Source organism: Streptomyces sp. Y1, assembly GCF_041053115.1.
Taxonomy (GTDB): domain Bacteria; phylum Actinomycetota; class Actinomycetes; order Streptomycetales; family Streptomycetaceae; genus Kitasatospora; species Kitasatospora rubellomurina.
Map to the genome: position 1 here is coordinate 7,351,801 of NZ_CP163445.1, position 13,475 is coordinate 7,365,275.

Sequence of the window (13,475 nt, forward strand, 5' to 3'; positions counted from 1 at the left end):
CTAGTTGACGTTGACCCCGCTCCAGGCCGCCGCGATCGCGTTGTACTCGGTGCTGCCGGCGCCGTACAGGTCGCGGGCGGCGTTGAGGGAGGCGGCGCGGGCGCCCTTGTAGTTCGTCGTGGAGGTCATGTAGACGGTCAGCGCGCGGTACCAGATCTTGGCGACCTTCTGGTTGCCGATGCCGGTGACCGTGGAGCCGTTGCAGGTCGGGCTGTTGTACGGGACGCCGTTGACGGTCTTGCTGCCGCTGCCCTCGCTGGCCAGGTAGAACCAGTGGTTGCCGACGCCCGAGGAGTAGTGCACGTTGAGCTTGCCGACCGAACTGCTCCAGCAGTCCGCCGACTTGCCGTCCAGCGAGGGCTTGTCGAAGCGGCGCAGCCACGGCGGGGTGGACTGGTCGCTGAACAGGTAGTCGCCGGTGTCGAGGCTGTTGTTGGCGTACCACTCCACCATGGTGCCGAAGATGTCGCTGGTGGACTCGTTGAGGCCGCCGGACTCGCCGCTGTAGCGCAGGTTGGCGGTGGCGCTGGTGACGCCGTGGGTCATCTCGTGGCCCATGGTGTCGAGGTCGACCTGCTCCGGGTCGGTGGTGCCGTTGCCGTCGCCGGTCATCATGCAGAAGCAGCTGTCGGACCACTGGGCGTTGTCCCAGTTGGTGCCCACGTGGACGAACACGGTGGCGCCCCGGCCGTCGTTCTTGATGCCGCTGCGGCCGTGCACGTTCTTGTAGTAGTCGTACGTCCAGGCGGTGTTGGCGTGGGCGTCGACGGCCGCGGTGGAGCGGTCGGTGGAGAACTTCTTCCCGTCGCCCCAGACGTTGGTGGCGCTGGTGAAGGCGACGCCGGAGCCGGCGCTGATCGAGCTGGAGCTGAGGTTCTTGGCGTCCTTGGTGACGTGGCCGCGGACCGGGTCCGTGAGGGTGTAGCCGCCGCCCGACTGGGCGGTGGTGTCGATGGTCACGGTGCCGGTGTACTCGGAGTTGCCGGTGCCGGAGGCCTCGTGCTCGGCGTCGTAGGCCTCGATCTGCTCGCCGGTGGCGGCGTCGGTGACGACGATCCGCCCGGCCGGCTGGCCGTGTTCGCCGGTGCCCTCGACGGTGGTGCGCCAGGCCAGGCGCGGGGTGCCGTCGGCGGCCCAGACGACCAGTTCGGGGGTGCTGGTGGCGTCCTTGACGCCGGGTGCGGCGGAGAGCGCGTTGGCGGCGCCGGACTGCGCGGGCACCTTGGGGACGGTGGACTTGACGGCGGCGTCGTGGGCGGCGGCGCGGGAGGAGTCCTTCAGTCTGCCGCGGGCGTCCTGGTGGACGACCAGGTCGCCGCCGACGACCGGCAGGCCCTGGTAGGTGCGGTCGAAGCGGACGTGCGAGCTGCCGTCCTGGTCGAGCACGACGTCCTTGAGGACGAGGTCCTGGCCGGCGCCGAAGCCGAACACCCCGGAGTTCCGGGCGACGTTGGCGCGGGCCTGGGCGATCGCGGCCTCGCGCATGCCGGGGGCGGCCGAGGCGGTGGTGGCGGGGACGGTCACGGCGGTCAGGGCCGCGACGACGGCTATCGCGCCCGCTGCGAGGGCACGACGGGAGGAGGTGTTGGGGAACACTCCGGCTCCTGTGGGGGTAGGGGCAGGGAAAAGAGCTGGACCGAGATTGACGGCGGCCGGTCATGGTCAGCTAGAGGGAAGGTCATATCTTTGCCAAGTTGTGTCCTGTTCAAATCAAAATGACCGGACGTCAACCGCCCCCCTAGGCTGTCGCCGTGACGATCGAACACCCGCCCACGCGCCCGCCCGGCCCCGACCCCGACCCCGACGCCCCGCTGCTGCGCACCCGCGGCGTGGACGTCGTGCGCGACGGCCGGTACCTGCTGCGCGGCATCGACCTGACCATCCGCCCCGGCGAGCACTGGGCGCTGCTCGGCCCGAACGGCGCCGGGAAGTCCACCCTGCTCGCCCTGCTCGGCGCCGTCTCCCACCCCACCCGCGGCGAGGTCGACGTGCTCGGCCGCCGGCTCGGCCGGGTCGACGTCCGCGAGCTGCGCGCCCACCTCGGCCACGTCGACCCCCGCCACCCGCTGCGCTCCCCGCTGAGCGTGCGCGAGGTGGTGCTCACCGGCCACGCCGGCACCATCGAGCCCGACCTGTACCGCAAGCCCGCCCCCGAGACGGTCGACCGGGCCGAGCTGCTGATCGCCACCCTCGGCATGACCGCGCTCGCCGATGCCCCGTGGACCACCCTCTCCCAGGGCGAGCGCGGCCGGGCCCTGATCGCCCGCGCGCTGATGCCCAGCCCCCGCCTGCTGCTGCTCGACGAGCCCGCCACCGGCCTCGACCTGACCGCCCGCGAACTGCTGCTGGACAGCCTCGACCTGCTGCGCCACCAGCACCCGGAGCTGGCCAGCGTGCTGGTCACCCACCACCTGGAGGAGCTGCCGGAGAGCACCACCCACGCCCTGCTGCTGCGCGGCGGGGAGCGCGTGGCCGCCGGGCCGGTGGAGCGGGTGATGACCACGGAGCTGATCAGCGAGACCTTCGGCCACCCGATCCGGATCACCCGCCACGAGGGCCGCTGGACGGCCCGGGCCGCCGCCCGCCGGGCACCGGAACGGTAACGGTCAGGGGGGTGGGTGTGGAAGGTAAAGCATTCCTACGTAAGGTATGCCTTAGCTAATGAGGAGGCTCCGGTTCCGGCCGGCGCTTTACCCCGCCTTGGCACCCCCATGCCCTTTTCCGTTGGAGCCCGTATGTCCGCCCGCCGCCGTTCCACCGCAGCCGCGCTGCTCACCCTCGCCGTGGCCACCGCCGCCCTGGCCGGCTGCGCCGCCAAGAAGGACGACAAGGCCGGCGACGCGGACGCGGTCAAGGTGAACGCCACCGACAGCGCCTGCGAGGTCTCGAAGACGACCTTCCCGGCCGGGCACGTCGTGCTGGACATCAGCAACAAGGGCTCCAAGACGACCGAGGTCTACGTCTACGGCGAGGGCGACAAGATCGTCACCGAGCGCGAGAACATCGGCCCCGGCACCAAGGCCAGCATCAACGCCGAGATCAAGGCCGGCTCGTACGAGATCGCCTGCAAGCCCGGCATGGTCGGCGACGGCATCCGCCAGAAGATCACCGTCACCGGCGCGAGCGGCAGCGCCGCCCCGGCCGACCCGCGGCTGGCCGGCGCCGTCGACGCCTACCGGAAGTACGCGCAGGAGCAGGCGGACGCCACCATCCCGGCCGTCGAGGCCTTCGCGGGCGCGATCAAGGCCGGCGACCTGGAGAAGGCCAAGTCGCTGTACGCGCCCTCGCGCACCGGCTGGGAGCGCACCGAGCCGGTCGCCGAGAGCTTCGGCGACGTCGACCCGAAGACCGACACCCGCGAGGACAAGGTCGAGCAGGGCCAGAAGTGGACCGGCTGGCACCGGCTGGAGAAGGCGCTCTGGGCCGACGCGAAGATCGGCGACGAGGAGAAGACCCTCGCCGACCAGCTGGTCGCCGACCTGAAGGACTGGCAGAAGAAGATCCCCTCCGCCGAGATCACCGCCACCAGCATGGCCAACGGCGCCAAGGAACTGCTGGACGAGGTCGCCACCAACAAGATCACCGGCGAGGAGGACCGCTACAGCCACACCGACCTGGCCGACTTCCAGGCCAACGTCGAGGGCGCGCAGAAGGCCTACGAGCTGCTGAAGCCGGTCGCCGCCGAGAAGGACCCGGAGCTGTCCAAGACCCTGGACTCCGAGTTCACCGCCATCAACGCCCTGCTCGCCAAGTACAAGCAGGCGGACGGCAGCTTCACGTCCTACGACAAGGTCACCGAGGCCGAGCGCAAGGCCTTCTCCGACGCGGTCAACTCGCTGGGCGAGCCGCTGTCGAAGCTGGCCGCCGCCGTGGTCGTGAAGTAGCCGACCAACGGCAGCGGTTCACCCGCACCGGGGCCGCTCGGCCCCGGTGAACCAGCACCGAGCAGTTCAGCACAGCAGTCCAGCACAGCAGTTCAGCGAGAACGAGAAGGGCCCGGCCGCCGATGGACGCCGAGAACCAGCAGCAGAACGAGACGCCGGCCGGCACCGACGCCACCGCCACCGCAACCGCCACGACCGCACCCCGCAGCGCCGTCAGCCGTCGCGCCTTGATCGGCTGGGCCGGTGCGGGCGTCGCGCTCGGCGCCGCCGCGGTCGGCTCGGTGGCCGCCGCCACCCGGCAGGACGACGACCCGGCCCCCGCCTCGGCCGCGCAGCCCGCCGCCGAGGTGCCGTTCTACGGCGAGCACCAGGCCGGCATCGCCACGCCCGTCCAGGACCGCCTGCACTTCGCCGCCTTCGACGTCTCCGAGCGCGCCACCCGGGACTCCCTGGTCAAGATGCTCAAGGAGTGGACGAAGGCCGCCGCCGCGATGACCGGCGGCCGCGAGGTCGGCACCGGCGCCGCCACCGGCCTGCCCGAGGCGCCGCCGGACGACACCGGCGAGGCGCTCGGCCTGCCCGCCTCCCGGCTCACCCTCACCATCGGCTTCGGGCCCACCCTGTTCGAGAAGGACGGCGTCGACCGCTACGGCCTCAAGGCCAAGCGGCCCGAGGCGCTGATCGACCTGCCGGGCTTCAAGGGCGACAAGCTCGACCCGCTGCGCAGCGGCGGCGACATCTGCGTCCAGGCCTGCGCCGACGACCCGCAGGTCGCCGTGCACGCGATCCGCAACCTGGCCCGGATCGGCATGGGCACCGTCAGCATCCGCTGGTCGCAGCTCGGCTTCGGCAAGACCTCCTCCACCACCCCGGACGCGCAGACCCCGCGCAACCTGCTCGGCTTCAAGGACGGCACCCACAACATCGCGGGCACCGACACCGACAAGCTGGCCGAGCACGTCTGGGCCGCCCCCGGCGACGGCGCCGACTGGATGACCGGCGGCTCCTACCTCGTCGCCCGGCGCATCCGGATGCACATCGAGACCTGGGACCGCACGTCGCTCAAGGAGCAGGAGGACGTCTTCGGCCGCACCAAGGGCGAGGGCGCCCCGTACGGCAAGGCCAAGGAGCACGACGCGCCCGACCTGAAGGCGATGCCCGCCGACTCGCACGTCGCCCTCGCCCACCCGGACGCCAACGGCGGCCTGATGATCCTGCGCCGCGGCTTCTCCTTCACCGACGGCACGGACGGCCTCGGCCGCCTCGACGCCGGCCTGTTCTTCCTCGCCTACCAGCGCGACAGCCGCAAGGCCTTCGTGCCGCTGCAGCAGCGGCTCGCGGGCAGCGACAAGCTCAACGAGTACATCCAGCACGTCGGCTCCGCCCACTTCGCCTGCCCGGCGGGCGTGCGCAAGCCGGGGGAGTGGTGGGGCCAGGCCCTGTTCGGCTGACCCCCCGTCCCCTACGTACCTCAACCCCCTCCAGGAGCCCGCGTGTTCGGCAACTACCTGATCGGCCTGCGCGAAGGCCTCGAAGCCAGCCTGGTCGTCTGCATCCTGATCGCCTACCTGGTCAAGACCGGCCGCCGGGACAAGCTGCCGCCGGTGTGGACCGGCGTGCTGACGGCCGTGGTGCTGAGCATGGCCTTCGGGGCCGTGCTGCAGTTCGGCTCCTCGCAGCTCACCTTCGAGGCCCAGGAGGCGCTCGGCGGCTCGCTGTCGATCATCTCGGTCGGCCTGGTGACCTGGATGGTGTTCTGGATGCGCCGCACCGCGCGGCACCTGAAGACCGAGCTGCACGGCAAGCTGGACGCGGCGATCGCGATGGGCACGACGGCGCTGGTGGTCACCGCCTTCCTGGCGGTCGGCCGCGAGGGCCTGGAGACGGCGCTGTTCATCTGGACGGCCGTGCAGGCGACGGAGGACGGCTGGAACCCGCTGGTCGGCGCCGCGCTCGGCCTGCTCACCTCGGTGGTGCTCGGCTGGCTGTTCTACCGCGGCGCGCTGAAGATCAACCTGGCGAAGTTCTTCACCTGGACCGGCGCGATGCTGGTCGTCGTGGCCGCCGGCGTGCTCGCCTACGGCGTGCACGACCTGCAGGAGGCCGGCTGGCTGCCGGGCCTGCACGAGCTCGCCTTCGACATCTCCAGCACCATCCCCAAGGACAGCTGGTACGGCACCCTGCTGAAGGGCGTGTTCAACTTCCAGCCGGACCCGACCGTGCTGCAGCTGGTGGTCTGGCTGCTCTACCTGGTGCCGACGCTGGCCGTCTTCTTCAACGTCCTCGGCGGCGGCAAGGCGAAGCCGGCCAAGACCCCGGCAGTCAAGTCCGCCGCCTGACACGGCACTTCACCACCGCGCCCCGCCCGGCACCCGCCGGGCGGGGCGCGGTCGTGTCCGATCGACGTCATCCCGGTGGGTGACGCCGGTACCTCGCCGGGAGTACGAACGGCGTCGGAACGTTTACCTCCGCGGGCCGACTCGATCCGGCGCCGCGGAATCTAGCGTCTGTCCCATGAAACGCAATCGCCGTATCAGCGCTGTCGCGGCCCTGACGCTCGCCGCCCTCGTCACCGGAACCGGCGCCGGGTTCGCCGCCACGACCACACCGCCGACCACGCAGTCGGCCTCGGCCGCGGCCACCGCGCCCACGCGGTCCTTCCAGGGCACGCTCCCCGCGCCGACCGGCCCCTACGCCGCCGGCGAGGACGTCATCCACCTCACCGACGCGAACCGCCCCGACCCGTGGGTGCCGTCGTCCGGCCCCCGCCGACTGACCGTCACGATGTTCTACCCGGCCGTCCCCGGGACCGGGACCCCGGCCCCGTACATGACCCTCGCCGAGGCAGCCGGACACATCGAGCGAGCGAAGGTACCGGCGAGCACCGGCATCACTCCGCGGAACCTTGCCGGCGTCACCACGCACGCCTTCGACGGCGCGCGGCCGCAGCGCGGCAAGCATCCGCTGGTGGTCCTCTCACCCGGGTTCGGGGACCCGCGCGTGGTGCTCACCTCGCTCGCGACCGAGCTGGCCAGTCACGGCTACGTCGTCGCGCTCGTCGGCCCGACCTACGAGGACAGCGGCGAAACGCTGGACAACGGCCGGACGCCGTCGTGCGCGATCTGCGACGACCCGAAGTTCGACATGGACAGGGTCACCGCCAGCCGCGCGCTGGACGTGTCCTTCGTGATCGACCGGTTGACGCACGGCACCACCGCGTGGCCCCTGGCCCACCTCATCGACAAGCACGAGATCGGCATGGCCGGACACTCCATCGGCGGAGCGTCGGCCGCCACCACGATGATCGCCGACCCGCGCGTACGGGCCGGAGTGAACATGGACGGCACGTTCCACCCGGCCCCGGCGCCCGGCCGGATCAACCGGCCGTTCCTCATGCTGGGCGCGGCCGAGAACAGCTCGCCCGGCAGTCACGACACCTCGTGGGGGAAGGCCTGGGCCGCCCTCGGCGGCTACAAGAGGTGGCTGACGGTCACCGGCGCCAACCACCCCAGCTTCACCGACGTGGACCTGCTCGAGGAGCAGGCCGGGTTCCCGACGCCGCCGCTCTCCCCGGCCCGCGGCGTGGTGATCACCCGCGAGTACGTGACGGCGTTCTTCGACCAGACGCTGAAGGGGATCCACAGCCCGCTGCTGGACGGCCCCTCGCCGGACCATCCGGAAGTGGTCTTCCAGCCCTAGTCGTGGTGTTCGGGGCGGCTGCCCCGGACGGTTCCGGGGACGCGGGAGCCCCGTACGGTCAGGACCGTACGGGGCTCCCTCGCGGCGTCGCGGGTGCTACTCGCTCTTGATGCTCTCCAGGATGTCGAGCCTGGAGGCCCGGCGGGCCGGCCAGAGCGCGGCCAGCAGGCCGATCGCGGCCGCCGCGAGCAGGAAGCCGAGGGTCTGCACCGGCGGCACCACGGTGGTGAGGCCCTTGAAGGAGTCGCGGAGCGTCCGCAGGCCCGCCCAGGCGACCAGGATGCCGAGGCCGACCCCGACCAGACCGCCGAACAGCGCGATCAGCAGCGACTCCAGCCGGACCATCCGGCGGATGCCGAGCCGGTCCAGGCCGATCGCCCGCAGCATGCCGATCTCCCGGCGGCGCTCGAACACCGACATGGCCATGGTGTTCACCACGCCGAGCACCGCGATGACCACGGACATGCCGAGCAGCCCGTACATCATGTTCAGGAGCCCGGTGACCATCGAGCGGCTCTCCGCCTTGACGTCCGCGTCGCCCTTGACGGAGATCAGCGGGTTGCCGCCGGTCGCGTCGCGCAGGGCCTGCTTGAGCTCCGCGGTCGCGCCGCCGCTGCCCTTGACGAGGACCTTGTCCACCCCGCTGCCGGGCGTGGCGTGCGGGCCGGCCAGGGCGTCCGGGACGAGGACGTTGCCCAGCGCGCTGTTCTCGGCGAGGATGCCGCCGACGGTGAGCGAGCCCCTGGTGCCGTCCGGGTAGGTGACGGCGAGCGTCTGGCCGAGCCGGTAGCCGTCGTGCTCGACGGCGTACGGGCCGACCAGCAGCTTGCCCTGCTGGAGCGCGTCGGCCGCGCCCTCCTTGACGGTGAGCTTGTACACCCGGTCGATGGTCGCGCCGTCGACCGAGGTCAGCCACTCGTTGTCCTGGCCACCGCCGGCCGTCTTGACCGGGACGCCGCGCACCACGCTGGTCGCGGTGACGCCCGGGGCCTTGGCGATCGCGGGGGCGAGCTCGGCGGAGAGCATCGAGCCGTTGCTCATCGCGACCGTGTAGTCGGCCCTCAGGTCGCTCGCGTTCTCCTTGTCCAGCGCCTGGTTCACCGAGGCTCCGATCACCGTCAGCGAGGTGATCAGGGTGACGCCGATGGTCAGCGCCGAGGCCGTGGCGGCGGTGCGGCGCGGGTTGCGCACCGCGTTCTCCTTCGCCAGCTTGCCGGGCGTCCCGTACAGGGCGCGCAGCAGCGGGGCGATCAGGGCGATCAGCGGCCGGGACAGCAGCGGGGTGAGGACGAACACGCCGATCAGCAGTGCGCCCGCGCCCAGGCCGACCAGCTTGACCTCCTTGCCGCCCACACCGGCCGCCAGCGCGCCCGTGCCGGCCAGCGAGCACAGCAGGCCGATGGTGTTGCGGACCAGCAGGCTCTTCTGGGTGGCGGGCTGCTCGGCCGAGCTCATCGCCGCGACCGGGGCGATCCGGGAGGCCCGGCGGGCGGGCAGCCAGGCGGCCAGCACCGTCACCAGCACGCCGACCGCGATCGCGGTGCCGACGGTGGCCGGGGCGACGATCAGCGGGCCGTCCGGCAGGTTGGCCTCCATCGGGCCGTTGAGCACCGCCTTCAGCCCGATGGCGATCCCGATGCCGGCCAGCAGGCCGGCGACCGACGCCGTCAGGCCGACCAGCAGCGCCTCGACCAGCACCGAGCGGGTGATCTGGCGGCGGGTGGCGCCGACCGCCCGCAGCAGGGCCAGCTCCCTGGTGCGCTGGGCGACCAGCATCGAGAAGGTGTTGGCGATGATGAAGATCCCGACGAACAGCGCGATGCCCGCGAAGCCCAGCAGGAAGGTGGTGAGGAACTTGGTGCCCTGCTCGATCATCCGCTCCTGCTCGGCGGCGAGCTCGCGGCCGGTCCTGGCCTCGATGCTGTCGCCCTGCGGGACGGCCTGCCGGACGGCGGCGAGCAGTGCGGCGTCGTCGGTGCCCGGCTTCGCCTTGACGTCCAGCTCGGCGAACCGGCCCGGGCTCAGGTAGAGCCGCTGGGCGGTGGCGGTGTCGAAGGCGGCCAGCGAGCCGCCGGCCTGCACGCGCGGGTCGTTGGTGTGCAGGGTGCCGGTGAGCCGGAGCTCCATCACCGGGCCGTTGACGGCCACCCGCACGGTGTCGCCGACCTTGAAGCCGCCCTTGTCGGCGGTCCGGGTGTCCAGCGCGATCTCGCCGGCGTTCTTCGGGCCGCGGCCCTCGACCAGCGGGTAGCGCGGGTCGGTGCCGTCCGCGCCCGGCACGTAGTTGGTGCCGGTGGTGGAGAAGCCGTTGCCGATCAGCGCGCCCTTGCGGTCGGCGATGCCGGCGAAGCCGCTGACCACGCCGCGCGCCTCGGCGGCGCCGGGCAGCGCGGCGACCTTCGTCCGGGTCTCCTCGGTGAGGTGCGGGCCGTCGTCGGCCCGGGCGCCGTGGTCGTAGCCGGGGCCGACCGCCCCGTTGTCGCTGACCGTGACGGCGATGTCGGTGTAGCTCTTGGAGTTCTGGGTCCTGAGGGCGTTGCCGAAGGTGTCGGAGAAGACGAGCGTGCCGGCCACGAAGGCGGTGCCGAGCATGACGGCGAGCGTCGTCATCAGCAGTCGGCCCTTGTGGGCCAGGACGTTGCGCAGTGCGGTGCGGAACATGGGGGAGTGTCAGTCCTGGGGGGTAGTTCGGGAAGCTGCGGGCTGGCTTTCGAACGGGCTCAGCTGGTGCGGCCCTTGGCGTCGAAGCGGCGCATGCGGTCCAGGACGGTGTCGGCGGTGGGGTTGAGGAGTTCGTCGACGATGCGGCCGTCGGCGAGGAAGACGACGCGGTCGGCGTAGGAGGCGGCGACGGGGTCGTGGGTGACCATGACGACGGTCTGGCCGAGTTCGCGCACGGAGTTGCGCAGGAAGGAGAGGATCTCGGCGCCGGAGCGGGAGTCGAGGTTGCCGGTGGGTTCGTCGGCGAAGATGATGTCGGGCTTTCCGGCGAGGGCGCGGGCGCAGGCGACGCGCTGCTGCTGGCCGCCGGAGAGCTGGGAGGGGCGGTGGCCGAGGCGGCCGGAGAGGCCGACGGTGTCGACGACGCGGTCGAGCCAGGCCTGGTCGGCCTTGCGGCCGGCGATGTCCATCGGGAGGGTGATGTTCTCGAGGGCGGTGAGGGTGGGCAGCAGGTTGAAGGCCTGGAAGATGAAGCCGATGTGGTCGCGGCGCAGGCGGGTGAGCTGCTTGTCCTTGAGGCCGACGAGTTCGGTGTCGCCGATGGTGGTGGAGCCGGAGGAGACGGTGTCGAGGCCGGCCATGCAGTGCATGAGGGTGGACTTGCCGGAGCCGGAGGGGCCCATGATGGCCGTGAACTCGCCCTCGGGGAAGGCGACGCTGACGTCGTCCAGGGCGACGACCCTGGTCTCGCCCTCCCCGTAGACCTTGTTCAGGCCGGTGGCGCGGGCAGCCGCCCGGCCGGTGCGGACGGCGGTCGCGGTCGACGTCACGAGAGATCCTCCGAGGGTGGGAAGGGATGGAACGGATGTGCTGATTCCGTTCCATCCTCCCAAGCCGTTCGAGTCCGATCCGTATGCCGCGGGGAGGGTCGGCCCCCGCCGACCCGGCGGCGCGGCGGGGGCGGGCTCCTCCTCAGGTATGACCCGGCGCCCTGAGGACCAAGGTCCCCACCGCTGCGCGGACGGCCCCTCAGCCGCTACTCCACGGCCACGCCGAAGGCCGTCGCCAGGCCGGCCAGGCCGTTCGTCACCGCGCGGCCGGACGGCGCGAACTGCCAGCCGCCGTCCGCCCGTTGGAAGGCGCCGAGGAGCATCGCCGAGTCCGGGACGCCGCCGTTGGCGCCCGGCCACCGGGCCGGCCCGCCCGCCCCGGGCCCGTACGAGGCGGTGACGGCGAGCCCGTACACGTGGCCCAGCGGCAGCGCCGGCGGCTCCTCCTCCTCGGTGGAGACCGCGACCACCACCTCCTCGACGGCGGCCGGCAGCCGGTGCAGGTCCAGGGTCAGCCGGGCCGCCCGGGTCGGCTCGCCCGGCACCGAGCGGGTCGGGTGCAGCCGCACGGCGCCGTCCGGGTCCTGCGGGTTGTTGAAGAAGACGAAGTGCTCGTCGCTGAGCACCCGGCCGCGCGCGCACAGGAAGGCCGTGACGTCCAGGTCCACCGGATCCCCGCCGGCCGTACGGCTCTGCCAGCTCACCGTCAGGCTGCTCCGCGCCCCGGCCGGCTCCTCGCGGGGCCCGGCGGCGGCCGGGGCCGGGGCGCTCCCGCCGCCGAGGCGGCCGCGCAGCCCCTGCTCCGCCAGCAGCTCCACCAGCTCCGGGCCGCTCACCAGGGTCAGCGGCTTGCCCTCGATGTAGCTGTACGAGCCCCTGCCGAAGCCCGCGGTGGTGACCAGGATGCCCTTGATGGCGCCGTGGTGGCGGACGGTGGACTCCAGGTCGCGCACGGCGGTCGGCGGCACGGTCTTCTTGTAGCGCTTGGCCTGGATGACGATCTTGCCGCCGGTCACCGGGTCCAGGTCCTCGGCGACCACGTCCACCCCGACGTCACCGCTGCGGGCCGTCGTCATCACGCGGAAGCCGCGCAGCCGGAACAACTCGGCGATCAGGTCCTCGAAGTCGAGCGGGTCCATCTCGAAGAGGTCCGGCTCGTCCTCGCCGCCCTGCCCGGCCGGCACCCCGCCGACCGTCTCCGGCAGCCGGTCCGGCCGCACCTCGTCCAGCCGCTCCGGGCGCGCGGACAGCTTCCCGCCCAGGCCCAGGAAGCACTCCACCGGCGCCACCCGGTCCAGCGCCAGCGCGGCGAAGCCGGCCGGGGACGCGGTCAGCGTGGACAGGAAGCGCTCGGCCTCCCGGCCGGTCGCCGGATCGATGCCGAGCACGAAGCCGTTCAGCACCACCGAGTCCAGCATCCCGTCCCGGTCCGCCCGGAACAGCTCCGCCGCCACCCGCAGCGCCGACTGCGCCAGCACCTCCCGGTACAGCGCCTTGCGCTCGGTCGCCGGGCGGGCCACCTCGGCCTCGCGGTCGTCCGACTTCACGTACCGGACCCGCGCCGCGGCCGGGACCACGTCCGGGCCCGGCAGCTCCCAGTTCACCACCAACTGGCGGCTCGACGCCTCCCAGGCCGCCACCAGCCGGTGCGGAAAGCCCTCCGGCCAGGCCGCCGAGGCGTACAACCCGGCCGTGAAGTACTCCTGCACCGCCTCCGGATCGCCCGCCCGCAGCCGGCGCAGCAACTCCTGGGTGCCGGCCCCGCGTTCCTCCTCCTGGCGGCGGAAGCGCTCCGCCCAGTCCAGGTACTCCCGGTGGTACGCGGCCAACCGCTGCTGCCGCTCCGCCTCCTGGGCCTGCGCCGCGTACCAGTCCCGCTCGAACCGGGCCCGCGCCTGCGCCACGTACTGCTCGTACTGGCGCCGCACCCCCGCGTTGCGCGCCTGGGCGGCGTCCGGCGCCGGCACGTGGTACGCCGCCGCGTGCTGGTCCGGCATCGCCACCGGCACGCCCAGCGGCCCCGGATCGAACGGCGGCACCTCGCGCCGCACCAGCAAGGCCTGCGGACCGAACGCCGGCGCCGCCAGACCCGCCGTCAGCAGACCGCGCAACTCCTCCACCCGGGCCGCCAGTTCGGCCGTCCGCCGGGCCGCCTCCGCCTCCCGGGACTGCTGGTAGGCGGCCTTCGCCTCCCGCTCGGTACGGGCCGCCGCCCGCTGCGCCTCCCGCTGCGCGCGCTCGTGCCGCCGCAGCTCCGCCTCCTCGGCGCGCCAGCGGGCCTCCTCCCGGCGCTGCTGCTGCCGCTGCGCCTCCGCCCAGACCGCCAGCACCCCGCTGTTCCGCCGCCCCGCCACCAGCCACCCCTTCGCCTCACGCGCCGTCCCGGCCGCACCACCCGCCT

9 protein-coding genes are annotated in these 13,475 nt (G+C 72.7%); 5 read left to right on the forward strand and 4 right to left on the reverse strand.

Annotation, left to right across the window (positions count from 1 at the left end; genetic code table 11):
* Entirely contained in the window at positions 1 to 1,596 is a 1,596-nt protein-coding gene (locus AB2U05_RS31800; protein ID WP_045700137.1) for a M4 family metallopeptidase, read from the reverse strand.
* Positions 1,597 to 1,751: 155 nt separating this feature from the next.
* On the opposite strand from AB2U05_RS31800, the gene AB2U05_RS31805 reads away from it, so the two are divergent.
* The 5 genes from AB2U05_RS31805 to AB2U05_RS31825 all read left to right on the forward strand — a co-directional run bounded on the left by AB2U05_RS31805 (position 1,752) and on the right by AB2U05_RS31825 (position 7,583).
* Positions 1,752 to 2,603, forward strand: a complete 852-nt coding sequence (locus AB2U05_RS31805; RefSeq protein ID WP_244178922.1) for an ABC transporter ATP-binding protein — start codon at positions 1,752 to 1,754, stop codon at positions 2,601 to 2,603.
* 132 nt (positions 2,604 to 2,735) lie between these two features.
* Positions 2,736 to 3,884, forward strand: coding sequence for an iron uptake system protein EfeO (gene efeO / locus AB2U05_RS31810; protein ID WP_045709745.1), 1,149 nt, complete (start codon positions 2,736 to 2,738; stop codon positions 3,882 to 3,884).
* Between the two features lie 122 nt (positions 3,885 to 4,006).
* Positions 4,007 to 5,335, forward strand: a complete 1,329-nt coding sequence (gene efeB, locus AB2U05_RS31815; protein ID WP_369185044.1) for an iron uptake transporter deferrochelatase/peroxidase subunit — start codon at positions 4,007 to 4,009, stop codon at positions 5,333 to 5,335.
* 42 nt (positions 5,336 to 5,377) lie between these two features.
* A complete protein-coding gene (efeU, locus tag AB2U05_RS31820; RefSeq protein ID WP_045700139.1) occupies positions 5,378 to 6,223 on the forward strand; it encodes an iron uptake transporter permease EfeU in 846 nt (281 codons plus the stop codon).
* A 175-nt stretch (positions 6,224 to 6,398) separates the two neighbouring features.
* Positions 6,399 to 7,583: an alpha/beta hydrolase family protein gene (locus AB2U05_RS31825; RefSeq protein WP_369185045.1), complete on the forward strand. Its 1,185-nt coding sequence runs from the start codon at positions 6,399 to 6,401 to the stop codon at positions 7,581 to 7,583.
* Positions 7,584 to 7,679: 96 nt separating this feature from the next.
* On the opposite strand, the gene AB2U05_RS31830 is transcribed toward AB2U05_RS31825, so the two are convergent.
* The 3 genes from AB2U05_RS31830 to AB2U05_RS31840 form a co-directional block, all read right to left on the reverse strand.
* Entirely contained in the window at positions 7,680 to 10,244 is a 2,565-nt protein-coding gene (locus tag AB2U05_RS31830) for an ABC transporter permease (RefSeq protein ID WP_369185046.1), read from the reverse strand.
* A gap of 59 nt (positions 10,245 to 10,303) precedes the next feature.
* On the reverse strand, positions 10,304 to 11,074 hold the full coding sequence (locus AB2U05_RS31835) for an ABC transporter ATP-binding protein (protein WP_369185047.1): 771 nt from the start codon (positions 11,072 to 11,074) through the stop codon (positions 10,304 to 10,306).
* Between the two features lie 206 nt (positions 11,075 to 11,280).
* Entirely contained in the window at positions 11,281 to 13,428 is a 2,148-nt protein-coding gene (locus tag AB2U05_RS31840) for a restriction endonuclease (RefSeq protein WP_369185048.1), read from the reverse strand.
* Between the last annotated feature and the right edge of the window lie 47 nt (positions 13,429 to 13,475).

Excerpts from the sequence above, each read along its gene's own strand:
- efeO (WP_045709745.1), top strand. The coding sequence starts at position 2,736 with ATGTCCGCCCGCCGCCGTTCCACCGCAGCCGCGCTGCTCACCCTCGCC.
- efeB (WP_369185044.1), top strand. The coding sequence starts at position 4,007 with ATGGACGCCGAGAACCAGCAGCAGAACGAGACGCCGGCCGGCACCGAC.
- AB2U05_RS31830 (WP_369185046.1), bottom strand. The coding sequence starts at position 10,244 with ATGTTCCGCACCGCACTGCGCAACGTCCTGGCCCACAAGGGCCGACTG.
- AB2U05_RS31825 (WP_369185045.1), top strand. The coding sequence starts at position 6,399 with ATGAAACGCAATCGCCGTATCAGCGCTGTCGCGGCCCTGACGCTCGCC.